Below are 24,994 nucleotides of genomic sequence, written 5' to 3'. Positions count from 1 at the left end.
ATATCAGAGCGCAGAGCCTGTCGACTCGTCGGTATTCATCGCGCATCTCAGCGATACGCCTCCAGCCCAAGGCTTGATGATGGAGAGCTTAAAAGGCGTATCAGAGAACTCGCCTTCGAACGGCGTCGGTTTGGCTATCGCCGGATCTACCGTCTGTTGAGACGAGAAGGGTTTGAGGTAAACCATAAACGGGTCTACCGGCTATATCGGGAAGCGGGGTTAATAGTGAGAAAGCGACGTCGCAGAAAGTCACTGTTCATTGAGCGGGAGCCACTGGTGCTTCCTGCATGTGCGAATCAAACCTGGTCGATGGATTTTGTGATGGATGCGCTTAGCTCTGGTAGGCGTATCAAATGCCTGACCATCGTTGATGATTACACGAAAGAATGTCTAGATATCCCGGTAGCCATGGGGATGTCAGGCGATGAGGTGATCAAAGCATTGGAAGCGGTTGCCGCCTTCCGTGGTTACCCAGAAGCTGTACGGACAGACCAAGGCCCAGAGTTTACTGGTAAAGCACTCGACCAGTGGGCATACATGCATGGCGTAAAGCTAAAACTGATACAGGCAGGAAAGCCAACGCAAAACGCCTATATCGAGAGCTTCAACGGCAAATTCAGAGATGAGTGTCTAAACGAACACTGGTTCAGGGACCTTCACCATGCCCGAGAAATCATCAGTGCCTGGCGGCTCGATTATAATGAAAACCGCCCACATTCAGCCCTGGGGTATCTGACGCCTTCGGAATTTGCCGCGACGTTTAGAACCCAAGGCAACGAACACAACCAAGCGGATGTTACTAAGGACCGATTGGACTAGTTTTTGGGGAGCAGGTCAGCTATTCATAGAGCGACTTAGCTTTCAGTTCGCACCATCATCCCCTATAGCTGAGGAATCCATAAAAGAAGGCCTAGAAATAAAACAAATCGATTTATCTTTAGCTAAACGCATTGAGGGGGAAATAGACCCTGATTTCAGACTCTTTTGGAATACACCCGATGACTTTATTGAGGCCGGTGGTAGTGGTTTGTGTTTGTTTAGAAATGACGAGATCGTAGCCTGCACTTGGTCATCTTACACTACCGATATAAATGTAGAAATCGCAGTTGCGACGCGGGAAGACTGCCGCAAAAGTGGCTTTGCGAGCTTAGTATGCAAACATTATATCGAACAACTGCTATCTGAAGATCGTGTGCCTTGGTGGAGCTGCCACAAGACTAACTCAGCATCGATAGCTCTAGCTAATAAGCTTGGCTTTCAAGTGTTACAAGATTATTCATGGATGTTTGCTCCCCGAAAGTAAGGGCGTCAGTGGCCTGCTCCCCAAAATCTAGACCAAGCTGTAACTAGTAAAAAACATTAGTTTTTATTATCAAATACTAAATCACGTAACTCACCTTGCTAAATTGATTCTGTCCAATTCCACGCCAGCTTGTTTGGCGTAACTCGAAACCGCCCAAATCTGTGCCAGCTCGTTTGGCGGAACTCGAAATCAACCAATCTAAGCCAAGTGACTATGTAAATCTGTTAGTAAGTTTCTTACATACTGGATATTTACTAAGTGGGGTAAGAGAGGAAATGTCACATTATGATGGTCAAAAATGTCACATTATGATTCCATCACATTCATAAATTACTGATTTTCTTAATGTGAAAATGTCAGCTTATGGTCTGAGCCACAGCCAAGTCTTTATAGGGAAGCATCTGCTTCCCTTTTTTAATGCTTGGAAGTAGCGAAATATTTAAAGAAACTTCAAACGCAAAAAGCCTGTCCGAAGACAGGCTTTGAAAGCAGTGTGAAGTTTAATGCTTTATAAGACTGGTTATTACCAAGTCAGAGTTGCACCCACAATAAACTCACCAGCTGATTCTTTGTTTGCTTCTTCAAAACTAGTAGTTTTAGCTGAAGCATTAGCTTTGAACTGGTCAGTGAACTTGTACTCAGCTTTCAACAGAGCTTCGGTACTAACGTCTGCAACGTCAGTCAGGTCTGCATTAAATGTCCAAGCGTCCATCACATACTCTGCACCAACTTTTGCTGTCTTTTTGTCAGTATCAGCAGCATTCTTAAACTCAGTATCCTGTACTGCGTAAGAAGCACTCAGCTCCAAGTCATCATTTACTTGATAATCAACAGCGCCTTTAACAAGCGTATCGTCTTGTTCTTTAGAACCCTCAGTAGCACCGACAGAGTAAGTTGCAGTCAATGTTACTGGAGCAAAATCTACTTCTGCAATTACACCAGAAACGGTATCTGTCTCTTCACCAGTTTGTACAAATTTAGCGCGCTGCGAATGACCAACGGTAAATTCGATGTTTTCAAAGCTAGTAACTGCTTTAACAGCTGTAGCATTTGCATCATCTACGCCTGCCGCACGCTCAGAGTGAGAAGCATCAAAAGTCAGAGAATCGTTAGTGAATGTGTAACGAAGAACTTTGCTACCGTCTACAGGGAAAACTTCATCATCACCGTCTTTCAAATGAGACAAACCTACAGTACCAGCATGGTCAACTGAACCAAACTTAACTACGTGCTCGCCACCAACAAAAGACAGACCAAAATAACGACCTGTAGCTTTTACTTCGTCGTCACCTGTAGATGTCATCTCGAATTTAATTGCACCCAGAGCGTCAATAGAATCGTTTACAGAATGTTTTACGTTAACGTTGAGTACTGCTGCACCGCCAGTCACTTCATTTACGCTAGACTCTGTCGCGCCAGTAGTAGTTGTGTGCTTCACACCAACTTCACCTGATAAAGCAACAGTTGTTGAATCACTTGTTACTACGTCATAAGCACTTACGCTTCCTGCGAATAGTGCTGCTGGGATTGCTACTGCTAAAAACTTCTTGTTCATAATAAAACGTTCCTGTTTTCTTTTTATATCCAATTGGAGTGTGTTGCAGGAGTAGGTTTATCACTGAGACATGTGGTTATCAACAAAGACAAATGTAACGTTTATGCTTAGTATTTTGATATAAGTCGCATATTTTAATGCATTAACTGGGATTCCATCACCATAAGCTTTGCGATCAATCTCCCTTTAATTGTTATTTATTGACCATTATTTAGAGTAATTATTAAGTTTTTAGGTAAAAAATAACCATAAATTAAGTTTCACTAGAAATGAAATAATCAACACTCAATATAAATACAAATGCTTTTGATGGATTCATGTCTCATTTTTAAAGAAATAGACAAAAGTACAGGAACGAATTAAAAACTGGATTTAAATCACCAAATGTAACCGTGTTGTTATAAATCGAATCTGATTCTAAGCAGCTTATATGTTGGCCGTTTGAGCAAAAGAAATGACTACCGAATACTCTTCTGCCTTTTTGTTGAGTACAAAGTGTTACGCAGCTCATATTTGTCATGCATATACTGCGATCGCAGATCCGGCGAAGCACTGAAACTAAAGGTTGGGCGATAAGCAACTTTAGAATAGTGATATCACCGCCTGGAGAAGGGAGGAGTTGAACAGGTTAAGACTTCGGAAGGTAGAGCCTAAGCATTCCCTCTAGAGCGCCTTTCGAAACAGGTTTAGCAACATAATCGTCCATACCTGCTTCCAGACAACGTTGGCGGAATTCCTCGGTCGCATTTGCCGTGAGAGCTACAATAGGTGTGTGAATGTGCTGCGTATTTTCGATATCCCTGATCACTGACGTCGCCTCATAGCCATCCATTACAGGCATTTGGCAATCCATAAAGATCATGTCATAGCGACTCTGTTGAACAAGTTTACACGCAGATATACCATTTTCAGCAATTTCAACATCCACACCCAGTCTCTCAAGCATCGCCTCAGTGACTTTCTGGTTAATTAGTGTGTCTTCAACAACCAAAACTCGACCTTCAAATTGTGGTTTATAGTTCTTATCTGTAATGCTTTCTTGTTGCAGCTCTTCTGTTCTTTCAGCTACTGCAACAGGAAAATTTATTGCCTTGGCGATCACTTTTTTGAACTCAGAGACCACATAAGGCCGTCCGACACAATCCGAGAACCCCGAAGACGCAAGCTCATCGGTATCAATATCTTCTGGCGAGGCGGTTAGCATTATCATTGAAGGACACTCGTCTTTTAATTCATTCCTCAATTGCTTACCAAGCCGAACACCATCCATTTCAGGCATATTTTTATCTAAAACGACAAGATCAAACGGCTTACCGAGATGGTGTTGTTTCTCTACTATACCCAAAGCGTCTGCGGATCGCGTGCAGCAAACTACATCGCACCCCATGTTACTCAATTGTGTATTGGTGATACGCATATTTAGGCGACTGTCATCGACAAGCAGAATGGATTTTCCTTCAAAAACTCTTGTTTCCTCAGTTGAAGCAAGCTCTCGAATTGGGCGATCAAGAGAGATGCTGAAATGAAAACGGCTACCATACCCAAGCTGGCTTTCAACTGACAGAATACCGCCCATCAACTCTACAATTTGATACGAAATAGACAATCCAAGACCCGTACCGCCAAAGCTTCGACTCAAACTACCATCAGCCTGCTCAAACTTTTCAAAAACCTGAGTCAGCTTTTCCGTAGCAATACCAATTCCGGTATCTTCAACAGAAAATTGAACTAGCAAGCTTCTGTCATCCTGTTTAATCATCGAGATATCAAATTCAACATGACCTTTGTCTGTAAACTTAAGTGCGTTTCCAACCAAATTTATCATCACCTGTCTGAGGCGGGCCGGATCTCCAATTACACTCTGGTCCAAGCGATCGTCTAAATGAGTGGCAAGCTTCAAGCCTTTGTCCAACGCAGGCAGCTTGAATAAACGCTCTAAGTCTCTTGATAGTTCAAAAAGACTGAACTCTTTTTTGTTGAGCTCTAGTTTCCCCGCCTCGATTTTTGAAAAATCAAGAATGTCGTTTATAACATCAAGCAGTGAAATGGATGACGTTTCGAGCATTTCAACAAATTCTGTTTGTTCTTTGTCCAACCGAGTGTTTTTTAAAAGAGAAGCCATACCAGTGATGCCATTCATGGGTGTTCTTATTTCGTGACTCATGTTGGCGAGAAACTCACTCTTTTTCTGATTGGCGTTTTCAGCAGCCAGCTTGGCTTTTGATAACGCCTCGTTGTATGCACGCACCTTCTCGACGTTTCCGTTGTACGAGTCATATAATGACTGAAGCTCTTCACCCATCTCGCGGTAAGGCGCTAATGCACCAACAGGCAAATTGTTATCGTCAAACTTGGTCATTGAGCGAGCGATGTTGGTAATTGGGCGAACAACATCTTGATAAACGATAAAAAAGACGATACCAGCCAACAGCATAATGGCGGCACCTAATATCATTATCATGTGTATAAAACGTTCTGCTAATTGCCCCTCTATATTTTTCTTGGTGTATTCAATGACAATCGAACCAAATGATTCTGATGAGTCAAACTCATCACGCGAGAGCGCAAACTCATATCTAATCATGTCCCCCGTTGTCGGCTCTCCCCTGTGAACCATTGTTTCGCCGTATTCTGAGATCTCTACTGAAGCAACATCGGGATGCTTCAGTAATCCAGCGATTTGAGTGTTTAGCTGTTCAATATCACGATTCCATACACTGTTTTCTATGCTCGCCAACCGAGTAGTTTTGATTACTTCAGCATCTTTTTTTATACCTTCAATACGATTCTGGTAGTCGATGTAAAGGCCAAGCGAACTAATTAACAACGTAATCAATGTTGAAATTCCGATAATACGGATTGCAAGACGCGTAGCGATGCTTGATGAGGTTCTTATTTTTTTACTTTTTTGTGACATTTTTTACTTTTAACAGTGATACGTTGTAGGTTTAATATACATAATCTTGTACAGATCAGGTTACTACACAGTCAAAAAGATAGATAAATGTTAAGCCAGTTCATTAATTACAGTCCGCGCACAGTATTGATAACCATCTTTTTTTTTGACAAAGAGTGTACCTGCTCTTGCTTGGGAAATTGACTACTATGTCGTCAAAGATCAGGCTGAGCCATTTCAAATCCACTCGACACCGGGCAAACACCACGGAATTATCTCTGATATTATCTCGACAGCTTTGGAAGACAGTGAACACTCGTTTAACCCTCAAATACTCCCGTTCAAAAGAATGTATGCCCAGCTTGAAAAAGAGCAGATGAAAAACTGGGTCACCTTCGGCAGCCCATTGTGGGGTGACATGCAATCTTCGAATCTGTCTACAACGCCGATTATCGACGTTCAACACACGCTTATGACGTCGGCGAAAAGTGACTTTCATTATGCGTCTGAGCATGACCTGCAAAAAAAGCATGTCATTTTACTTTTTGGATTTGATTACCCGGGACTAACCCGCATGATTCAGCAAGGTGCTGTAAAGTCTATCAATGTAAAAAGCTACGATGCGGCTTTTGACCTCTCTGAAACTCAGAGGAAAAATCTGGCTGGGTTTGTAGAGATGAACCTAAGGATAAAATACAACCTAAATAAATCAGGACGAGACACCAGCAATTTCAAGTTCTTCAGCCTTTCCGACGTGATACCCGACTACAAAATATATTTGGCTTATTCGCCGGGCATCGATGATGAAATCAAGAGCTTTTTTGACATCAAACTTGCCGAGATGCGCCTCGACGGGCGCTTAGAAACAATTATTAATCGATATCGCTATTAGTCACTATCCGACATCGTCAATCACACCTCGCCTGATTTGATCGAGCTCAATAGATTCGAACAGGGCCTGAAAGTTACCTTCTCCAAAGCCAACGTTGCCCTTTCTTTGGATAATCTCAAAAAATACGGGCCCGATAACTGTGTCAGTAAAAATCTGCAGCAACACACCCTGTTTTTTATCGCCATCAATAAGAATTCGGTTCTTTCTCAACCTTTCAATGTCTTCATCATGCCCCTCAACCCTTTTATCTATATGTTCATAGTAGGTGTTAGGCGAGGTCATAAATGACATGCCATTTGCTCTTAACTTTTCGACGCTTGAGTAAATATTCTGGGTTGAAAGTGCGATGTGCTGAATACCCTCACCGTTGTATTCCTTCAAATACTCCGCGATCTGAGATTTTTCGTCGCTTGATTCATTGATTGGGATGCGTATTTTACCGCAGGGCGCGGTCAATGCTCTTGACTTAAGCCCTGTGCGTTTTCCTTCAATATTAAAGAAACGAATTTCACGGAAGTTGGCAATATTACTGTAGAAGTCAGACCAAACATCCATGTGCCCCTTCTCCACATTATGAGTCAGGTGATCGATAACGCATAGCCCAGCGTCGAACTCTTTAAGCCTGGTTCGCCAATCGGGGTAATAGTCGAAATCAATGTCATAGATTTCTTTCTCACCGTAGCGGTCAACGAAATAGATGAGTGAATCCCCTATCCCTCTTATCGCAGGAATATTAAGTTCCATCGGCCCAGATTCAGACGAGGTCTCCGTTGCCCCTTTTGTCGTTGCATAATTCAGCGCTTCTTTTGCCTCCGCCACGCGAAATGCCATCGCATTAACGCTCGCTCCGTGCACAGAAGCGAAGTTATTGGCACGGGAGCCTATCTCTCCATTAACGATAAAGTTAATGTCTCCCTGACGATATAACCAAACCGATTTATGTCTATGTTTTGCTATCTCAGCAAAACCCAGCAGTTCAAATAGCTGTTTAAGAGAATGAATACCCGCCATATTCGGTGCAGTAAATTCTACGAACTCAAATCCATCAGTTCCTAGTGGGTTATCGATTTTTTCAGCCATCACTTTTCTCCTTCTTCCTTGGAAAGACATAGCAACGACTCAGTAACTTTTCATCGTTAAGTGGAATAGAACATAGAAAAAGGCCAGAAGAAGACTGTAATCATATATTTACATGATGATTAGAAGAGTGAGGAGTCAGAACCGCTTTTGCTTAGTGATGAACCTTTTTAACTCCTAAAGGAAATCAGTGACGCGTTGATAAATGTTTAGCGTACAAGTCAGCCAGCTCTTGTGCTTCAATTTCAATGCCGCTCAGTACATCATCCCACTCGAGTCCTAGCAAGACATCGTCTTCGGCCAAATCAGATAGCCAGACAGACACAAAATCATCGAGGCTGATTTCTTCCGGCTCAAACCCTTGCCATTCACCGCTGCAGTGCTGAGAAGCCTCATCTTCATCGGTCCAAAATGGAATGACTTCAGAATCTTCGAAGAATGCTGAGTCACAGAGGACCCAGCCATTTTTCGAACTCAGTCCCCAGACACGTTTCTGCTGGATTGAAGCCTTAACAAATTGCTCGGCCATAGTTTGACTGACATCATATCTCAATATTTATCGCCCCTGCTTATTGGTAGCAGCATCAGATAGGGAAAAACGTCAACGACGCAACGCTGTGAACAACCTTGTTGATTGAGCGGTTGGTGCTATCAGATACCATTGTCGCCATCATGTCCTGAATCACGATCATCTGACTCAAAACCCGTTCGTAACTCAGGTTAGGAGTGCCATCTTCCGTGTAGCCGTTAGACATAATCATAGGCTGACCACGCTTATTTTTCTTTGTGTTCAGCATCCAAGCTACAATCTCTAGGTTTCTCGCACTGTCATAAAGCTTCTGCTCATCGATAGAATCAGGAATGAAGAATTCATCTCTGTTTTGATAGGTCTTGTTCAGCATTCCGGTAATCCCGGCCATCAACGCAAACACGCGGTCGCCCTGGAATCCATCCGTGAAGGCAAGTATCAGCGCATCACTGCCGTCTGCCCCACCAAGCTCTTCAAATCCGACTTTGCGATCGATATTCATCAGCGCACTGAGTCGATTTTCTACTGTCATATCTGGAGATTTCAATAATTCCCTTGGGTTTCGCTTATAAAGCTTCACCGTCAATACTTCAGCAAGCTCTCTTACTCGAGTCACATGGATATCTGAAACCATGTCCATGTCCGTTTTTGCAAGATTTTTAACGTGAAACCCTTTCTGACCAGAACACGCAGTCAGGGTAGTTACGAGGCAAAGCGTCATTAAAAAGGCACGCATTATTCATTCAGTCCTTTGTCAAAATAAGCGGGTTACATGTTATAGGGTCAACCACTGTAGCTCTGATTTAGATTTAAGACTTCAATGTAACTGTCTATCTCGCAGTTAATTTTGCTCACGTTACCGAGCTTAAGTTGTTGGTCATCTCAATACTTGCCTACACTTTTTTATTTGCTATCAACATAATTTAAATTTCAATATGAATAAAAGTTCAATCACCAATGCTGTAGCGCTCATCGTTTTTGCATCTGGTCTCTTTTTCGACAACAAAATCGCTACCTTCTGTGGTATTTTCGCGCTGTCTGGCGCGCTGACAAACCTTCTTGCCGTACATATGCTTTTTGAAAAAGTGCCTGGGCTGTATGGATCTGGTGTGATCCAAAATAAGTTTGTTGAGATCAGACAAAATGCCAAGACCATGATTCTTGATGAATTTTTCTCAAGTGACAATGTGGTCAAATATATCGAAAAGAAATCTCATGATAGCGCTGGAATTGGCACCTATCTCGCCAACATGGTCAATAAGTTTGATTTTAATCCTCTTTTTGATGCGTTTATAAGGAGGGTGAACGAGGGACCACTAGGTGTACTTTTGGGGCTGTCAGGAACAACACCTAACATGGATGCCTTTAGAGAACCCGTTATAAAGAACATTAGGGAATCTTTAGAAGAGTTCTGTTATGAGCCGAACTTTCAGGCTTCGCTCATAAAAGGATTAACGGAGCCTGAGGTAGGCGCAGGTATCGTCAACCAGATAGAAGAACTTATAGACAAAAGACTGAGTGAGCTTACCCCCGAAATCGTAAAAGACCTCACACATAGCATCATTCATGAACATTTGGGATGGTTAGTTGTTTGGGGAGGCATATTTGGCGGCCTAGTTGGTATTGTCTCTGCTTTCTTTTTATAAGTAATTCAGAGTGTTTGTAGACTGGACAAACACTCAATGCCTATTCAGCACCTGTTCTCGCTAAAAAGAGACGATGACTCTCTTCCACTTCACATGGTGAACCATCAATGTAGTTCATTGTGACGCCATTTTTATCAACCTCAACATGTGTAAAACTCATCGTTTTTGCTTCTGGTCGATGCATACATACGGAACGATAGCTTTTGCTGGGCGAGTGACTCTTGTGAAAACGAATGTTTTTGTCGATTGAGGCATCTCCCCGAACAATATTTTCATATGCTTCACGCCTAAGGGGATACACTTCATTGTAAGCAATCGATGACGTCACCATTGGGTATGTCGAATCCAACGCCTCCATTTCACGTCCAGTCCAACGAACTCCCTCCACTAGTGGCTTTTCTGTATCGAGAGCGTGGCCAAATAAAAATAGTGAAAACGGCGAGTAAGAAGACACGTCGTGTTGTGCGAGTTTCTCTTTAGCCTCATCAAGGCTACGTGAACTCGCCAACATCTTAACCAGCCCGCCTCGGCTAGTGCCAGAAAACAAGGCAAAGTAACCTTGGTAGTAATTGAGCAGGCAGACTGTCACGCCGTATTCATTAGTCACAATCCACGACCCCCCGCCCTGCGGGTCAACGGGCATAAGGTACTTACTTCCATCATCCATAAAACAAGCTGGCAGCCGCGCCTTAGCCCGTGAACGAAGTTCATCACGGTTAAAGAAAAGCTGATAGCCTGAATCGGTCAAAAACCAACTAGCCGTGCACATTTGTAGTCCTTTGAAGCAAAGTCTCAGAAAACGTTAACAGACAACATACGTTTGTAAAGCCCCAGCAAAACCTTCCACGTCTCTCCCTAAGTATCAAAATCAGGTGTTGAAGAGATACTCACGCCATGTTTATACACGATTTACAGCAACAAACATTTCTTGGTCAAACTGCCTACTCATAAGTCAAATATGAATGCTCAAACATTGCGATCATTCACCACATTGATGGCAAATTACAGAAGAATGCAAATTAACCAAAAATGTTTAGTCGCTTGTTGGTTGATAAATTGGCTTGTGGCAGGTTTACGCTTGGCAACTTTGATTGCAAAAAACCTCGAGACACATTAAAGATTTGCTGTACTCGTCAAGTACACAGGCCATAAATCAGTTTTTCACATAAGACTCACCACAATTTAGAGGCCAGACAGCAGTAATTTGCTCAAGAGTTATTCACCAGCGGATACGGCTTGTGAAGAATTTTCAGCTTACAAAATAATCGATCAAAACAGGAAGTGTGAACCCCGTCGAAATAGCACTCGTTTTCACTTAGAAAGAATAAAGGGAGGGATATTCATTAAAAAAAATTTCATAATTAAAAACAAAGAGTAATAAGAAAAAAAACCAACGTAAATCATTGTAAATAAGACATTTAAAACCATACAGGCCCCAGGTCATAATTTTTAGCCCCGAACAAAGAATTCACTTTCGTGAATATAAATTCATTATTAATCAGTTTTCGTGAGCAGTATCATAAAATGTGTGGGTTTGAAGTCTAGGTACGGATTAGGCTCTAATGTTGTCTGTCTGAGAAAGATTACAAATCTGTTTCAGGCAGAATTCCGAGAGGCTGAGCGAAAACTCAGTTAGGAAGAGGTGACAAAGAGTAGAGCAAACTCTTTACAGAAAAATTTCAAATCTCGCTGTCACCCATACTTTTTTATTTTAAGAAGCCTCAAAGCAGTATCCAGGCTATGACGGGTACGCATTGACATGGAGACAGTCAGCAGGTGTTAGCTTATCTACTCAGGCGTTTAGCCTCACGATACCTACCTTTATTGGTGTCACAGTCATTATCTTTGGGATCACCAGAATGGTTCCGGGCGGTCCTGTTGAACGTATGATTGCAGAAATGCAAATGATCGATAGTGAAGCAGGCCAAATGCAAAATTTTGCGGGACAAGGTTCTTCACTGGATGAAAGTCAGTTAGCTGAACTCAACGCATTCTATGGTTTAGATAAACCAGTTCACATCGCCTACTGGGAATGGCTACAAAAGACACTGACATTAGATTTCGGCGAGTCTACACGCTACTACGAACCTGTACTAGATATGGTCGTTGAACGACTGCCAGTATCTGCCTACTACGGTTTTATGACATTCATCATCGCTTATCTGGTTTCTATCCCGCTCGGTTATTATAAAGCAGTAAAAAACAATTCTGGTTTTGATAATGCCTCATCACTAGTTGTGTTCGCAGGTTACGCTATCCCAGGATATGTAGTCGGCATTTTCCTCATGAGCATCTTCGCTTTTCAACTCGAATGGTTCCCAATGGGCGGGTTCGTTTCTGATGACTTTGAAGACATGGAATCAGTCTGGGAAATGACAAAAGACGTTCTATGGCACTCAGTGCTCCCTCTTTTTTGTTACATCATTGGTGATTTTGCGGTACTCACTGTCATAGTAAAGAACAACTTACTCGAAAATATTTCAGCCGACTACATCAGGACCGCAGTGGCAAAAGGTCTGCCGTTTAAGAAAGCTATTAGAAAGCATGCGGTGCAAAACAGTCTAATACCTTTAGCAAGTAGCTTTGGTAACTCACTGATTTTCTTCTTAGGTGGTTCCTACTTAATAGAAGTCGTCTTCAATATTGATGGCTTGGGGCTTTTGGGTTACGAAGCAGTAGTTGAGAGAGACTACCCTGTCGTAATGGCCATTCTCGCAATCAATGCCGCAATGATGATGGTCGGAAATATTCTTTCAGATATTTGTGTAGCTCTGGTCGACCCACGAGTAAGGTTTGGTAGCTAATGTTTAATGTATCCCCTCTAACTGCAACAAAAATCAAACGATTCAGGGAAAACCGCGTTGCCTATTGGTCCTTTATTGTTTTCGCCGTACTCCTGTTTATTGCTGTATTTGCGAAGTTCTTGATTAATAGCAAGGCATTAATTGTCAAATACGATGAACAATGGTACTTCCCGGTTGTCAGTGATGTATATATCGGAAAAACATTCGGTTTAGACTATCAAAGTGAAACCAATTACCGTGAATTGCAGGCTAAATTTGAGAAAGAAAAAGGCGACAATTTCGTGGTCATGCCTGTTATTCCATGGAATCCTTACGAGCAAGACTTACCAGATGGCAAGTACCCTCCGCATGCGCCAAGTATCGAATCTAAGCATTACCTTGGCACTGATTCACTAGGCGAGATATGGTTGCTCGTCTGGTTTACGGATTCCAAATCGCCATTATTTTTTCTTTCTCAGTAACACTTATTACTGCTGTAATAGGGACGATAGTTGGGTGTTCCATGGGCTTTTTCGGAGGAACCTATGACCTACTATTGCAACGAGTGATAGAGATTTGGTCAAATATCCCTTTCCTCTATGTGATCATGATAGTTGTATCGATAACTACCCCAACACTCGGCCTTTTCGTACTGATCAATGTACTTTTTGGTTGGATGGGAATGACTTGGACGACCCGAACAATGACTTACCGCGAGAATGCCCGCGAGTACGTTTTGGCGGCAAAAGCGTTGGGTGCTTCAACCAGGAGAGTTATCACAAAGCACATCCTACCGAACATTATGGTCGTCATAATCACTGCTGCTCCGTTTTTAATTACCGGAAATATTACGGCTCTCACTGCACTGGATTTTCTTGGCTTTGGCCTACAAGCACCTACACCAAGTTGGGGCGACCTGATAAGCCAGGGTAAGTCGAACTTAGACAGCCCTTGGATAGTATTCTCGGTCACCATAGCTACCACAGTGGTCTTAACACTCATTACCTTCATTGGTGAAGGAATTCGAGCAGCATTTGACCCTAAAAAATACACTCGTTACGAGTAAACACAACAAGGAAGTTATAATGAAAAAAGTCAACATCCTTGCTACAGCCATCGCCATGTCTTTTGGTGCTGGTGCAGCAGAATTACCAACGAATCTTAAATGGGAAACAAATACGTCTGATCCTGTCTTTGCATCAGATGAAGCGAAACGAGGTGGAACTTTCAGATCATTCCTGACCTCATTTCCACTGACTTATAGAACTGTCGGCCCAGATTCTAATGGTGCGTTTCGAAGATATCTTCTTGACTACACGCCCGGGTTGGTAGACCTGCATCCAAACACAGACAATTGGATCCCACAAATTGCCAACGAATGGGCCTATGGCGACGACAATAAAACCGTCTACTTCAAGCTAAATCCAAAAGCTAAATGGACGGACGGTGAGCCAATTACAGCAGATGACTTTGTCTATAAACTGACGTTGATGCGCTCTAAAGACATCGTAGCTCCTTGGTACAACAACTATTACACAAAACAAATTGAGTCAGTCATCAAATTTGATGATCACACTATTGCGATAGTTTCGACCGAACCAAAAAACAAACGCAGCTTGATGGAAGCAACATCTCTGACACCTGTGCCTAAACACTTTTACAAGCCTTCTAAGGATGAGAATGGTGACGGTGTCGACGATAATTTTGTCAAGAGATTCAATTACAAAGCAGCACCTCTACCAGGTCCGTATTATCTAGCCAGTGAGAAAAAAGGAAAGTCAGTCACGCTGAAACATGTGGGTGAGGACTGGTGGGGCTATGAAAATAAATATTACCAAAACCGCTTCAACGTCGACAAAGTGCGCTTCACTGTTATTCGTGATGTAGATCTTGCTCGTCAGAAATTCGAAAAAGGCGAGTTGGACACATTTGCTCTTGTTCGACCAACACTTTGGCACGATAAGTCAAATGGAGAAGCATATCAAAACGGTTACATTCAAAAGTTCTGGGGATTTAACGCACGCCCACAAGGTGCAGGCGGTATATGGATCAACACGCAACATGGTAAATTGGCTGACATTAATATTCGTAAAGGTATCGAGTATGCCTCTGACTTTGAAGGCCTTATCGAGAAGCTAATTCGTGGCGACTACTCTCGTAAGCCCCATGCTATGGGCTTTGGCCATGGTGATTATGACCTGAAAGGCTCAAAGGCAGCCCCATTTGATTTAGACAAAGCTGTTGAGTACTTTTCTAAAGCTGGTTTCGATAAAATTGGTACTGATGGTATCCGTGTAAATGCAGACGGTGAAAGGCTGTCTTTTGAACTTACTTACCTAGCTAAAGTGAACGAGCAACGAATGGCTTATATTCAAGAGCAAGCTAAACTAGCAGGCTTGGAACTTCGCCTAAAACTGGTTGATGGTGCTTCCGGGTTTAAGTATGTTCGTGAGAAAAAACACGAGCTTGCATTCTTTGATATGGGCACTGGTCCAGTACCTCAATACCGTGGATATTTCCATTCAGATAATGCAGGTAAACCACAGACAAATAGCTTTACCAACTTCAGCACGCCTGAGCTAGATGTACTAATTGAACAATTCCGAGCTGAATTTGATATTGATAAAAAGAAACAACTTAGCCGTGATATCCAAAAGATTGTTCAAGAAGCCTCTGTTTTGGTTCCGGGTTACATGGCTCCGTTTTCGCGCGGCGGTCACTGGCGCTGGGTCAAGTTCCCGTCAAACCCAATGACCAAGCAAACTATAAGTGCATTTGACCCTGTCGAAATCTCTAACTTCTGGATTGATACCGATGTTAAGAAAGAAACAGAAAAAATGATGAAACAAGGTAAAACACTAGAACCAATCGTTGTAATCGACGAGCAGTTTAAATCGTAATTAATGACGAGAGGTCTTATGTCATCTGATCTAATTCTAAGTGTTCGTGACCTTAAAACTGAGTTCACCACTGAAAATGGCTCTGTTGAAGTTCTGCATGGCGTCAGCTTTGACGTACAAGCAGGCAAAACACTGGGCTTAGTCGGTGAATCCGGTTGCGGTAAAAGTGTAACGTCTATGTCGATAATGGGGCTTTTACCTAAGCCTTATGGTCAGGTGACAGGAGGCCAAATCGTCTATCGAGGAACCGACCTCGTTGGTTTATCCTCCGAGAAGATGTCAGAGATGCGGGGTAACCGCATCTCTATTATCTTCCAGGATCCCATGACAGCGTTAAATCCTGTCCATACGATAGGCAAACAACTGATGGAAGTTCTGGACCTTCACCGTCCAGAAATGTCCAAAAAAGAAAAACAAGCTTATTGCGTTGAGATGCTAACAAAAGTTCGAATCCCAATGCCAGAAAAACGCTTAAACGAATATCCGCACAATCTCTCCGGCGGTATGCGCCAGCGCGTAATGATTGCGATGGCTTTAGCGTGCAAACCAGATGTTCTTATCTGTGATGAACCGACAACAGCGCTTGATGTAACCGTTCAGGCTTCTATTCTTGAACTCATGAATGACCTTCAAGAAGAGACGGGTATGTCGATGATTTTCATCACCCATGACCTCGGTGTCGTAGCAGAAGTTTGTGATGATGTAGCCGTTATGTATGGCGGCAGAATTGTTGAGAAAGCCAACGTGTTTGATATTTTCGACAAGCCACAACACCCATACACAAAGAGACTACTTGGCTTTATCCCCGATTTAGATTGCGAACCCAAGCAATTGATCGACATAAAGCCTGTTGATGTCTCAGAGTTCCCAGAGTTCAGAGGTTAAGTATGTCTCAAGAAATTTTAAGAATCGAAAACCTCAAACAGCACTTTACTTCTGGCAAAGGCATCTTCGCCAAGGGCTATACCGTTAAAGCGGTTGATGGTGTTTCTTTTAGTGTGAAACGCGGCGAAACATTAGGGCTGGTTGGTGAATCAGGCTGTGGTAAAAGTACCCTAGGTCGTACCATTTTAAAGCTTTATGAGCCGACCGACGGCAAAATTTATTTCGAAGGGGAGGATATAACTGATTACAGCGTCAAACAGATGCGCCGCCTTCGTAAAGATATGCAGATCGTTTTTCAGGATCCGCTAGAGTCACTCAACCAACGTCACACCATTGGTATGATTATCGAAGAGCCCTTTGTTATACACAGTGTCGGCTCGCCATCTGAGCGTCGCAAGCGGGCAGAAGAACTATTAGAAAAAGTTGGCTTACCCAAAGAAGCTATTGACCGATATCCGCACGAGTTTTCAGGTGGTCAGCGCCAGCGTATTGGTATCGCGCGCGCTATTGCTTTGAAGCCAAAACTGCTGATTTGTGATGAATCGGTATCAGCTCTGGATGTTTCTGTTCAGGCGCAAATCATCAACTTACTTTTGAAACTGCAACAAGAGATGAATCTGGCGATTATCTTTATCTCGCACGACCTTTCCGTCGTTCGTCAGGTCTCTGATAATGTTGCGGTGATGTACTTTGGTGAGATGGTGGAGTACGGCTCCGCGAAGGAGGTTTATCAATCTCCAAAAGCCGATTACACCAAAACCTTATTGTCAGCAATTCCGATCACTCATCCAAAAGATCGTAAGAAAAAGCGTAAGGCGGAGCTTGAAACAAAAAAGGTAGGCGCTGAGGCTCCTCAGCCTGCTGTTACACAATAGAAAGCACGCATTGATATTCATAAAGCAGCCAGCAGTGGCTGCTTTTTTGATCCCCGCTTTGTTCATCACATACGCACTGCTATTTGAGCCGCTAACCGCGCATTGTTGAGCACCAGTTCAATATTCGAATCCAAGCTTTCCCCACCCGTAAGTTCACATATTCTCTGTAGGAGAAAGGGCGTCGATGCTTTTCCTGTAATCCCTTTTTGTTCGGCATCTTTTAGCGCCTCTGAAATCACGCCTTCAATAACCTGACTATCCATAGCAAACTCGTCAGGTATTGGGTTCGCTATCACTGCACCACCTTGTAAACCGAGTTGCCATTTCGTTACCAAAGCCTTTGCAATATCGTCTGCCGACTCAAAGCTGTACTCGAGTGAAAACGCACTTGTCCGCGCATAGAAACCGGGCAAAGTTTTACTCTGATAGCCGATAACAGGCACGCCATGCGTTTCCAGATATTCGAGGGTCAGGCCTAGGTCAAGAATAGATTTAATCCCTGCACATACCACTGCAACATTGGTTTTCGCTAACTCTTGGAGATCAGCTGATATATCAAATGTCTTATCCGCACCTCGGTGAACACCGCCAATTCCACCTGTGGCGAATATCTTTATACCCGCCATTTGAGCGATAATCATCGTCGCAGCGACAGTCGTAGCCCCATGTTGCCCTGCTGCCACTACGAAAGGCATGTCACGACGACTGACTTTAGTCACCGACCTGCCCGCTTTACCTAATACCTCAATGTCTTGTTTTGAAAGCCCTGCTTTCAACCGCCCATCAATAATCGCGATAGTGGCAGGTGTTGCGCCATTTTCTCTCACCACTTTTTCAACACTCAGTGCTGTTTCGACATTTTTGGGATACGGCATTCCGTGGGAAATTATGGTCGACTCCAACGCCACCACAGGTTTATTTTGAGCAAGGGCTTTTGATACTTCATCACTAATATCGAGCATGGTATGAGCCATAGACGTCGCCTCCTTGGTAAGCGCCTCTGTGCATGGTAGCATCAAGATCGCTCCCTTTTTCCAGCGCTGGTTCAAGCTTTTACGCAATACAACAGAACGGAACCCCAATGAGACAATGTGACTTTTTAGTAATTGGTGCAGGCATTATCGGACTGAGTACTGCGTATGAATTGCAGAAAAAGTACCCTGACTCGAAAGTTATCGTTTTAGAGAAAGAAGCCTCTCCTGCTCTGCATCAAACTGGCCGAAACAGTGGTGTCATTCATGCTGGTGTTTACTACACACCAGGAAGCTTGAAAGCAAAGTTCTGCAAACGAGGCAACAGAGCAATTAAGGCATTTTGTAGAGAGCATGACATTCCGTTTGAAGAATGTGGCAAGTTGCTGGTTGCGACAAATGACGCTGAGTTGGAGCGAATGCAAGGGCTGATTAAGCGCGCAAACGAAAATGGTATTGAAATCGATGTGCTCGATAAATTAGCTTTATCGAAAAGGGAACCCAATATTTCAGGTGAAGGCGCGATTTTTGTCCCTTCTACAGGCATCGTCAACTATCGACAGATTTGTCAGCGTTTAGCTGAAATCATTCAACAACAGGGCGGGGACGTTCTCTATGAGGAAGACGTTAGCTACCTCAATGAGACAGAATCTGGCGTAACGGCCATCACTCATGAAAACACCTTCCATGCTCATCAGTTGATTGCCTGTGGGGGCGTTATGTCTGACAGGCTTGTGAAGCTATTAGGTCAGGAGCCAGACTTCCGTATCATTCCCTTTAGGGGCGATTATTACCAACTCCCCTCTGAGCATAACCAGATCATTAAACATCTTATCTACCCGATCCCCGATCCCAATCTGCCGTTTCTTGGCATACATCTGACACGGATGATCGACGGCTCAGTAACTGTTGGCCCGAATGCAGTGGTAAGCTTTTCAAGACAAGGCTACGAAAAAACAGATTTCAACGCTAAAGACAGCCTCGATATGTTGGGCTATCCGGGCTTCAGAAAACTGGTTTGGCACCATCGCAGCTCAGCAGCACATGAGCTAAAAAATACATTCTGGAAACGCGGTTACCTCAAACACGTTCAAAAATACTGCCCATCATTAACCATCAAAGATTTAGGTAACTACCCCTCAGGGATAAGGGCACAAGCGGTATCAAAAGACGGAAAACTGATCGATGATTTTCACTTTCATACCACCAAGCGATGCTTAATGGTGTGTAATGCGCCGTCACCAGCGGCTACATCCTGTTTTCCAATTGCGGAATATATCGTCGATAAAATCAGCATATAAGTTGGAAATGATCTAAATGTCTGAGTCATCCAAACTCATCGACATTATCCGCGATTGGGTTTCCATCCCTTGAGCGTGATAAAACTCGATGGCACCTTGATTAAACTCCATGACTTCGAGTCGAAGTTCAGTTGCTCCTTGGTAAAGCGCCCATGCCTTGACATTCGCCATGAGCGAAGAGCCAACTCCCAGCCCTTGCGCTGATTCAGAAACCACAATCGTATCTACGCGGCAAATCAAGTGATCACGTAAGAAAGATACCTTGGGCGCCTCTTTTATTCTTGCCGTAACGTACCCAATAATATTGCCGCCAAACTCAGCAACAGCAAAGTGGCACTCCGCATCGCAAATCTGCCGATGCAACTCACCCATTTCCTGATGCTGTTCGTCAGGTAACTGAGCAAAAACCTCTGGCGCGCCTTGATAGTGCTGGACATTAATTTGTCGGTAAAGGCGATTGATTGGCTTTAAATCAGATTCTCTTGCTTCTCTTATATTAATACGCTGATGAGCGTCATCATTTACAACCATAATAGCTCTCAGAAATAGGCTGGAATAAAGATCCAATGAAGGGTACAGGCTTTCGTTACTCGTAAAATTAACAACATATCCAGTAACAAAACCAAAGAAGGATAATTATAAATTAGATAAATAAATATTGCTAAACACAAAATAACAGAATTACATCCCATATAAAAAGGAATAAAAAACCCTAAAAGATAATGGAAATAAGCACGTTAAAAATAAAATAATAAGAATATTAATATCAGTTGCGCTCACGGAATTAATACATCTGGGAGCATCATGGGCGGACATATCGTTAATGATTTTCAGGGGGGCATGGCGCATCGCCATCTGGACCGGACCAACCGTGTTCAGAATGAGACGATGGACAGGCTCGCGTCTGGCACCCGCATTCAAAGTGCCAAAGACGATGCGGCTGGGCTGCATATTTCTACTCGCCTGACTTCGCAAGCCCGTGGCTATGACACCTCTATTCGAAATCTCAACGACGGCCTGTCACTGCTGCAAACCGCTGATGCGGCAATGGAAGAAACCAACACCATTTTGCACCGCATGCGCGAAATGGCGTTGCAGTCTGCCAACGCATCAATGGGCAAACAAGAGCGCACCGCGCTGCAAGAAGAAGTCTCGGCCCTCAAAGATGAACTGAACCGTATTGCTGATACCACCAGTTTTGGTGGTAAGAAACTGTTAAATGGCTCAATGGCAGTACCCCCATTCAAATGGGAGCCGATTCCGGTGAAGCAATGAAACTCAACCTTGGCAGCGTGCGGGCCGATGCGGTCAGAACTGGCACCACCTTTACCGCCACGCAGGCGATGTCGGCGGGGTGGACAGTGCCTTCGTATACTTACCCGAATACTCATGACAGCCAATTGGTACTCACCAAATTCAACGCACCTAATGAGACAGGTTCTGCACTGAATGATTCGGTAAATACGCCTTATGCTGTGACCATTGAAGCTGAAGATTATGATAATTACTTTGATACTGAGGCCGAAGATTACGGAAGCTCAAATTTTGGCTATAGCTACCGAGACGGGCCAAACAGCGGTGTTGATATTCACAGTTACTCACCTCAATACACCAATACCAATGAGACAAATGCCGGTGAGCATGTCGTTGGTTGGGTTAATGATGGCGAATGGCTGGAGTTTGAAACAGGCTTAACGGCAGGCCAATATCGGTTGGAACTCAGAGGAGGGAGAACGGGGGATGGACAGGTCACCGTCGATATTGACGGAACAACGACCACCGCCACCTTTCAGCACACAGGCAATCGTCACAATTATGAGTATCAGGATATCGGCCTCTTTGATATTTCTTCCGATGAGCCCTCTGTAAAACTCACCTTCAGGATCTCGGCCTCTTTGATATTTCTTCCGATGAGCCCTCTGTAAAACTCACCTTCCAAAGCGATATCAATGTCGACAAGTTTCGCTTTGTACCCGTCAACGACGAAAACTTGCTGGTGAATGGCGATTTTGAAGCGTGGGGCGATGACAGCTCAGATGTTCATGCCTATGTTAACTCTCAAGACGTTGACGGTTGGGCTGAAACATCAGGCGATCAAATACAACTCTTTCAAGGCGCATTATCTAACTTTGGCCCCGCAAACCCTCAAACCAATACCGCTGTTGAGCTGGCAACCTTTAAGGCCAACACCATTGCCCAAAATATTGACGTCAGTGATCTCATGGCTCAGGGAGACAGAGAGCTCCATTTCAGCTTCGACCATGTCATGCGTCAGGGGTACGACTCTGATTTTGACGCGATCATCACAGACCAGGACGGTAACGATCTTTTTCGGCAGTCTTTTCCAAACACCGACTCGTCAAATTGGACCACTTACTCAACAAAAATCTCATTAAATGCCAATACGACCTCAGTCCGAGTACTCTTTGACGATACCAGCGCAGACAACGAAGGTGGTGCAGTACTTGATAACATCAAACTCAGTCGCTTGAATACCGATTCTGAAACCTACCAAGCTTCACATGGCGCATCGCTCAACGATGTTGTCGAAGGCATGAATAACCAGCTTATCAGTGACTATGACTCCCCCAATGTCAGCGGCGTGCAGCTGTCTGTCACTGATGACTATCGCCTGCAAGCTTTTATGGCTTATGACAAAACAACCAAAGGCGGCGAAGACTCCTACTCTGACCTGCGTGTCGCCGGTAACCTTGCCACCCTGATGGGCGATTACGACCAGCAGGGGCTTGTAATGACCGCCGAAGAAACCACGGTGCAGGACATTGATATCTCCACCCGCACCGGGGCGCAAAATGCCATTGCTGCTATTGACTCAGCCTTTAAGCAGCTCGATGAACAGCGGGCGGACATCGCCGCGATGGAAAATCGTATCGGCCACAGCTTAAACAGTTTGGAAATGAATAAACTCAATATCGCGGGTGCCAACAGCAAAATACTGGATACCCAAATTGGTAAAGAAACGGTGAGCATGACCAAAATGGCGATGCTGCAAAATGCCACGATGTCTATGCTGGGGCAAGCGAAGAATATCCCATGGAATTCATTACAATTGTTGAAGTAAATAACAGCTCTGACTAATCCAAATTAATGACAAAGGAAAGAACTAAACCCAACGAAATAGGAAACTGGACGTTTAAATGATGAAGAGTGGTAGGGTGAATAAGGCATTGGTGATGTAAGACTTGAAATGAATAACGCCAACCTATAGGTTGGCGTCAATGTTTTTAGTACCCAACGGTCCAACCCGTGAGTTCTTGCTCCGACTTCAGCGCATCAATTGCTTTATCTGTCCAGCTTTGCTCAGCATCAATCATTTTAATGTTAAATTCAGTACCGCCGTCAGTGCTATAAACATTGGCTTTGGTATAACCGACATATGCGGTACGAGCCATTGTGATCTTATTTGGTTTAAGCGATACGCGGATATCTTGCTCAGCATCTAGATAATTAGAACCACCATTTTGGGTGGTAAAACTCCAGCCGCTTGCAGGGTAACAACGTGATTTTACGATGTCGTAGTTACCTGGTTTGATGTTATCAAACAGCGCATATTCCATGCCTTTTTTAGGACGGAACTTCACTTCAATAGGGTCTAAACCTGGAAAGTTTACACTTTGTAGAAAGAGCGATGTTCTGCTGCATGCAAAGTCAGCATTTACTGTTTTAATATCAACAGGAAGGGCGAATGCCGCCTTTCCACTCGCAGGAGCCAAGGATTGAGATGCACAACCAGCTAAAACGCCACCAACTGCTGCTAAGATTAAGACTTTTTTCATTATTTACCTACCCATACACATTTTTCGTGGGCAACTTTACATAAAGTTCCGTTAGATGGGAAAAGATAGGAATTAAACTCAGATACATATAAAAAAAATGAAAAATCGAACCTAAGAAACCAGAAATGACTCGTAAAATGTAACGATTCATATTTATTTTTTAAAGACTAAGGGAACTATTTCAGATAGACCTTTGATGGTAGACGAACTTTGCACAACACCGCTCGGCCACGGTAAATAACCCTCTAACCAGATCGCTTTCAAACCAGCGTGATACGCACCGTAATAATCGTTAATCGGGTGGTCGCCAAGGTAAACAACTTCTTCAGCGTTTAAACCCAGTTTTCCGACAGCTAGATGAAATATCTCAGCGGCAGGTTTTTTAATTCCTACTTCACCAGAGGTCACAATACAATCAAAATATGACTCAATATTCAGTGCTGAGATTTTTGCCCTTTGCACATGATCTTTACCGTTGGTAATGACACCCAGCTTTAAACCCTTTCGTTTCAACGCTTCAAGCATGTCATAGAGCCCCTCCATTGCCACAGGGCAATGAGGAAAGTGTGAAAACCAATGCGCTAATAGTGATTCGGGAGTAGGTGTTTTTTTCCAGATAGGTAATTCTGACAGCAAATGGCAACGGTGCTCATGCCCGCCATAACCACCTTGATCAACGGTCAATATTTTGTCGACAAGCCAAGCGGATGTAACAGGCTCAACCAGTTGGCATCTAAAATCTTCAAGAAAGATTTCAGAATACTTAGCAATCGACTTTGTCCTGTCTGTCAGCGTGTTATCGAGATCAAATAAAACAGCTTTCAATGGTTCACCAATATGTCGGCCTAATCACCGTTATCGAGAAAGGTGGAACAGTTTACTCAACTGCACTAGCACAAGATGAGACTGTATCGACAACTTTAGAGTCACTTCAATAAACGCTTAGTTTTGTAGGGTAATTAGCTCTGTAAGTGTGATAGAGAAATGGCGATCTTACAGATTACGTGATTGGCATTGAGGAAATATGAAAAGGGATAAAAATCATACCCATACAAAAATTGTGGAAAGTGTTAAATTTGATACCTATTCTTAACTATGAAAATAAGAAATTTCATAATCCTAACCTCTAGTTTCTTTTGCAGCCCTTCTAGGGCTGCTTTTTTATTCTAAACCTTATATAACTCGGCACTGTCAAACCATTGGGTTAGTCGAAATAGGAATTTCCATCGTGTTATCTGATGAGTCATGAGCCTGACCAACCATCTCATCGTAAGCGCTCTGCTGACGCAGCATGTGGCAATCAGTTCGAACAGCTTTAAACAGCTTCTGAAGGCCGTGCAGGCTATGGTCCCGAAGTGGCTTTCCTTTATCATCTGTTACGATCAATTCGCTGCCGCCAACAACTGCAGAGGCTTGGTAAAGGCAAAGGTCAAGTGAGTGAAAAATCAGTTTATCGACTTTGAGTTGCATGTTGAGGTGGTTCAGACTGATAGTCATTGGCTCTCTCCTGATGGGTAATCGAAACTCGCCAATTCTTTGTAACGGTGCGAGTGACCGAATCGATCACTCGCAGTTTTCACTCCC

Annotated in this window: 22 protein-coding genes and 2 pseudogenes; 13 read left to right on the top strand and 11 right to left on the bottom strand. The window is 43.5% G+C overall.

Translation table 11 applies throughout. The features are described from left to right. Both CS022_RS18510 and CS022_RS28220 read left to right on the top strand, forming a co-directional pair. Positions 1 to 819: IS3 family transposase (locus tag CS022_RS18510; RefSeq protein WP_129123503.1), on the top strand; the 819-nt coding region annotated here is incomplete at its 5' end. Further along, positions 794 to 1,303 carry a GNAT family N-acetyltransferase gene (locus tag CS022_RS28220; RefSeq protein WP_129123502.1) on the top strand — a complete coding sequence of 170 codons (510 nt, stop codon included), beginning with the start codon at positions 794 to 796 and terminating at the stop codon, positions 1,301 to 1,303. The genes CS022_RS18510 and CS022_RS28220, both read left to right, overlap by 26 nt. A 523-nt stretch (positions 1,304 to 1,826) precedes the next feature. Here the strand turns inward: CS022_RS28220 and CS022_RS18500 are convergent. Together CS022_RS18500 and CS022_RS18495 are read right to left on the bottom strand one after the other, a co-directional pair. Beyond that, complete coding sequence (locus CS022_RS18500; protein ID WP_129123501.1) at positions 1,827 to 2,858, bottom strand: porin; 1,032 nt, start codon at positions 2,856 to 2,858, stop codon at positions 1,827 to 1,829. A gap of 628 nt (positions 2,859 to 3,486) precedes the next feature. Beyond that, positions 3,487 to 5,694 carry a response regulator gene (locus CS022_RS18495; RefSeq protein ID WP_235869662.1) on the bottom strand — a complete coding sequence of 736 codons (2,208 nt, stop codon included), beginning with the start codon at positions 5,692 to 5,694 and terminating at the stop codon, positions 3,487 to 3,489. A gap of 226 nt (positions 5,695 to 5,920) precedes the next feature. Between CS022_RS18495 and CS022_RS18490 the strand changes: the two genes are divergently transcribed. Continuing rightward, entirely contained in the window at positions 5,921 to 6,646 is a 726-nt protein-coding gene (locus tag CS022_RS18490) for an ABC transporter substrate-binding protein (RefSeq protein WP_129123499.1), read from the top strand. A 3-nt stretch (positions 6,647 to 6,649) separates the two neighbouring features. Here the strand turns inward: CS022_RS18490 and hppD are convergent, their stop codons facing one another. The 3 genes from hppD to CS022_RS18475 all read right to left on the bottom strand — a co-directional run bounded on the left by hppD (position 6,650) and on the right by CS022_RS18475 (position 8,988). Beyond that, complete coding sequence (hppD, locus tag CS022_RS18485; protein ID WP_129123498.1) at positions 6,650 to 7,726, bottom strand: 4-hydroxyphenylpyruvate dioxygenase; 1,077 nt, start codon at positions 7,724 to 7,726, stop codon at positions 6,650 to 6,652. 184 nt (positions 7,727 to 7,910) lie between these two features. Beyond that, positions 7,911 to 8,252, bottom strand: coding sequence for a DUF2750 domain-containing protein (locus CS022_RS18480; RefSeq protein ID WP_129123508.1), 342 nt, complete (start codon positions 8,250 to 8,252; stop codon positions 7,911 to 7,913). Positions 8,253 to 8,307: 55 nt separating this feature from the next. Then, entirely contained in the window at positions 8,308 to 8,988 is a 681-nt protein-coding gene (locus CS022_RS18475) for a hypothetical protein (RefSeq protein WP_129123497.1), read from the bottom strand. Between the two features lie 199 nt (positions 8,989 to 9,187). On the opposite strand from CS022_RS18475, the gene CS022_RS18470 reads away from it, so the two are divergent. After that, positions 9,188 to 9,898: a DUF445 domain-containing protein gene (locus CS022_RS18470; protein WP_129123496.1), complete on the top strand. Its 711-nt coding sequence runs from the start codon at positions 9,188 to 9,190 to the stop codon at positions 9,896 to 9,898. Positions 9,899 to 9,938: 40 nt separating this feature from the next. On the opposite strand, the gene CS022_RS18465 is transcribed toward CS022_RS18470, so the two are convergent. Beyond that, a complete protein-coding gene (locus tag CS022_RS18465; protein ID WP_129123495.1) occupies positions 9,939 to 10,667 on the bottom strand; it encodes an NRDE family protein in 729 nt (242 codons plus the stop codon). Between the two features lie 1,007 nt (positions 10,668 to 11,674). Here CS022_RS18465 and CS022_RS18460 point away from each other — a divergent pair. The 5 genes and pseudogenes from CS022_RS18460 to CS022_RS18440 all read left to right on the top strand — a co-directional run bounded on the left by CS022_RS18460 (position 11,675) and on the right by CS022_RS18440 (position 17,341). Then, positions 11,675 to 12,702: pseudogene (locus tag CS022_RS18460) on the top strand (ABC transporter permease subunit). Further along, a pseudogene (locus CS022_RS18455) lies at positions 12,702 to 13,747 on the top strand (ABC transporter permease). The pseudogenes CS022_RS18460 and CS022_RS18455 overlap by 1 nt, the downstream one beginning before the upstream one ends. 19 nt (positions 13,748 to 13,766) lie before the next feature. Next, positions 13,767 to 15,581, top strand: a complete 1,815-nt coding sequence (locus CS022_RS18450; protein WP_129123494.1) for an extracellular solute-binding protein — start codon at positions 13,767 to 13,769, stop codon at positions 15,579 to 15,581. An 18-nt stretch (positions 15,582 to 15,599) separates the two neighbouring features. After that, complete coding sequence (locus tag CS022_RS18445; protein WP_129123493.1) at positions 15,600 to 16,466, top strand: ABC transporter ATP-binding protein; 867 nt, start codon at positions 15,600 to 15,602, stop codon at positions 16,464 to 16,466. 2 nt (positions 16,467 to 16,468) lie between these two features. Beyond that, the gene (locus tag CS022_RS18440) at positions 16,469 to 17,341 is read left to right on the top strand and encodes an ABC transporter ATP-binding protein (RefSeq protein WP_129123492.1); all 873 of its coding nucleotides are present in this window, start codon (positions 16,469 to 16,471) and stop codon (positions 17,339 to 17,341) included. Between the two features lie 65 nt (positions 17,342 to 17,406). Here the strand turns inward: CS022_RS18440 and CS022_RS18435 are convergent, their stop codons facing one another. After that, entirely contained in the window at positions 17,407 to 18,315 is a 909-nt protein-coding gene (locus CS022_RS18435; RefSeq protein ID WP_129123506.1) for a pseudouridine-5'-phosphate glycosidase, read from the bottom strand. Positions 18,316 to 18,422: 107 nt separating this feature from the next. Here CS022_RS18435 and lhgO point away from each other — a divergent pair, with 107 nt between their 5' ends. Further along, on the top strand, positions 18,423 to 19,613 hold the full coding sequence (lhgO, locus tag CS022_RS18430) for an L-2-hydroxyglutarate oxidase (protein WP_129123491.1): 1,191 nt from the start codon (positions 18,423 to 18,425) through the stop codon (positions 19,611 to 19,613). Between the two features lie 12 nt (positions 19,614 to 19,625). On the opposite strand, the gene CS022_RS18425 is transcribed toward lhgO, so the two are convergent. After that, on the bottom strand, positions 19,626 to 20,144 hold the full coding sequence (locus CS022_RS18425) for a GNAT family N-acetyltransferase (RefSeq protein ID WP_129123490.1): 519 nt from the start codon (positions 20,142 to 20,144) through the stop codon (positions 19,626 to 19,628). 273 nt (positions 20,145 to 20,417) lie between these two features. Between CS022_RS18425 and CS022_RS18420 the strand changes: the two genes are divergently transcribed. The 3 genes from CS022_RS18420 (at position 20,418) to CS022_RS18415 (ending at position 22,695) form a co-directional block, all read left to right on the top strand. Then, positions 20,418 to 20,888 (top strand): flagellin N-terminal helical domain-containing protein, encoded by a 471-nt coding sequence (locus CS022_RS18420; protein WP_235869660.1) that lies wholly within the window; start codon positions 20,418 to 20,420, stop codon positions 20,886 to 20,888. Then, positions 20,885 to 21,538 (top strand): carbohydrate-binding domain-containing protein, encoded by a 654-nt coding sequence (locus CS022_RS26655; RefSeq protein ID WP_235869658.1) that lies wholly within the window; start codon positions 20,885 to 20,887, stop codon positions 21,536 to 21,538. Before CS022_RS18420 ends, CS022_RS26655 begins: the two co-directional genes overlap by 4 nt. Before the next feature lie 71 nt (positions 21,539 to 21,609). Continuing rightward, positions 21,610 to 22,695 carry a flagellin gene (locus CS022_RS18415; protein WP_129123489.1) on the top strand — a complete coding sequence of 362 codons (1,086 nt, stop codon included), beginning with the start codon at positions 21,610 to 21,612 and terminating at the stop codon, positions 22,693 to 22,695. A gap of 163 nt (positions 22,696 to 22,858) precedes the next feature. Here CS022_RS18415 and CS022_RS18410 read toward each other — a convergent pair whose 3' ends face one another. The 3 genes from CS022_RS18410 to CS022_RS18400 all read right to left on the bottom strand — a co-directional run bounded on the left by CS022_RS18410 (position 22,859) and on the right by CS022_RS18400 (position 24,907). Next, positions 22,859 to 23,410, bottom strand: a complete 552-nt coding sequence (locus CS022_RS18410) for a hypothetical protein (protein WP_129123488.1) — start codon at positions 23,408 to 23,410, stop codon at positions 22,859 to 22,861. 153 nt (positions 23,411 to 23,563) lie between these two features. After that, positions 23,564 to 24,235, bottom strand: a complete 672-nt coding sequence (locus CS022_RS18405) for an HAD family hydrolase (RefSeq protein ID WP_161569673.1) — start codon at positions 24,233 to 24,235, stop codon at positions 23,564 to 23,566. A gap of 366 nt (positions 24,236 to 24,601) precedes the next feature. Next, positions 24,602 to 24,907 carry a DUF6482 family protein gene (locus tag CS022_RS18400; RefSeq protein ID WP_129123486.1) on the bottom strand — a complete coding sequence of 102 codons (306 nt, stop codon included), beginning with the start codon at positions 24,905 to 24,907 and terminating at the stop codon, positions 24,602 to 24,604. Positions 24,908 to 24,994 lie beyond the last annotated feature (87 nt).

It is taken from the genome of Veronia nyctiphanis (assembly GCF_004116385.1).
GTDB lineage: Bacteria > Pseudomonadota > Gammaproteobacteria > Enterobacterales > Vibrionaceae > Veronia > Veronia nyctiphanis.
This window is presented reverse-complemented; position numbering and strand designations above follow the sequence as displayed.

What these genes read in the sequence shown, in the direction of transcription:
- CS022_RS28220 (WP_129123502.1), top strand. Translation starts at nt 794, where the DNA reads ATGTTACTAAGGACCGATTGGACTAGTTTTTGGGGAGCAGGTCAGCTA.
- CS022_RS18500 (WP_129123501.1), bottom strand. Translation starts at nt 2,858, where the DNA reads ATGAACAAGAAGTTTTTAGCAGTAGCAATCCCAGCAGCACTATTCGCA.
- hppD (WP_129123498.1), bottom strand. Translation starts at nt 7,726, where the DNA reads ATGGCTGAAAAAATCGATAACCCACTAGGAACTGATGGATTTGAGTTC.
- CS022_RS18480 (WP_129123508.1), bottom strand. Translation starts at nt 8,252, where the DNA reads ATGGCCGAGCAATTTGTTAAGGCTTCAATCCAGCAGAAACGTGTCTGG.
- CS022_RS18475 (WP_129123497.1), bottom strand. Translation starts at nt 8,988, where the DNA reads ATGCGTGCCTTTTTAATGACGCTTTGCCTCGTAACTACCCTGACTGCG.
- CS022_RS18470 (WP_129123496.1), top strand. Translation starts at nt 9,188, where the DNA reads ATGAATAAAAGTTCAATCACCAATGCTGTAGCGCTCATCGTTTTTGCA.
- CS022_RS18465 (WP_129123495.1), bottom strand. Translation starts at nt 10,667, where the DNA reads ATGTGCACGGCTAGTTGGTTTTTGACCGATTCAGGCTATCAGCTTTTC.
- CS022_RS18450 (WP_129123494.1), top strand. Translation starts at nt 13,767, where the DNA reads ATGAAAAAAGTCAACATCCTTGCTACAGCCATCGCCATGTCTTTTGGT.
- CS022_RS18445 (WP_129123493.1), top strand. Translation starts at nt 15,600, where the DNA reads ATGTCATCTGATCTAATTCTAAGTGTTCGTGACCTTAAAACTGAGTTC.
- CS022_RS18440 (WP_129123492.1), top strand. Translation starts at nt 16,469, where the DNA reads ATGTCTCAAGAAATTTTAAGAATCGAAAACCTCAAACAGCACTTTACT.
- CS022_RS18435 (WP_129123506.1), bottom strand. Translation starts at nt 18,315, where the DNA reads ATGGCTCATACCATGCTCGATATTAGTGATGAAGTATCAAAAGCCCTT.
- lhgO (WP_129123491.1), top strand. Translation starts at nt 18,423, where the DNA reads ATGAGACAATGTGACTTTTTAGTAATTGGTGCAGGCATTATCGGACTG.
- CS022_RS18425 (WP_129123490.1), bottom strand. Translation starts at nt 20,144, where the DNA reads ATGGTTGTAAATGATGACGCTCATCAGCGTATTAATATAAGAGAAGCA.
- CS022_RS18420 (WP_235869660.1), top strand. Translation starts at nt 20,418, where the DNA reads ATGGGCGGACATATCGTTAATGATTTTCAGGGGGGCATGGCGCATCGC.
- CS022_RS26655 (WP_235869658.1), top strand. Translation starts at nt 20,885, where the DNA reads ATGAAACTCAACCTTGGCAGCGTGCGGGCCGATGCGGTCAGAACTGGC.
- CS022_RS18410 (WP_129123488.1), bottom strand. Translation starts at nt 23,410, where the DNA reads ATGAAAAAAGTCTTAATCTTAGCAGCAGTTGGTGGCGTTTTAGCTGGT.
- CS022_RS18400 (WP_129123486.1), bottom strand. Translation starts at nt 24,907, where the DNA reads ATGACTATCAGTCTGAACCACCTCAACATGCAACTCAAAGTCGATAAA.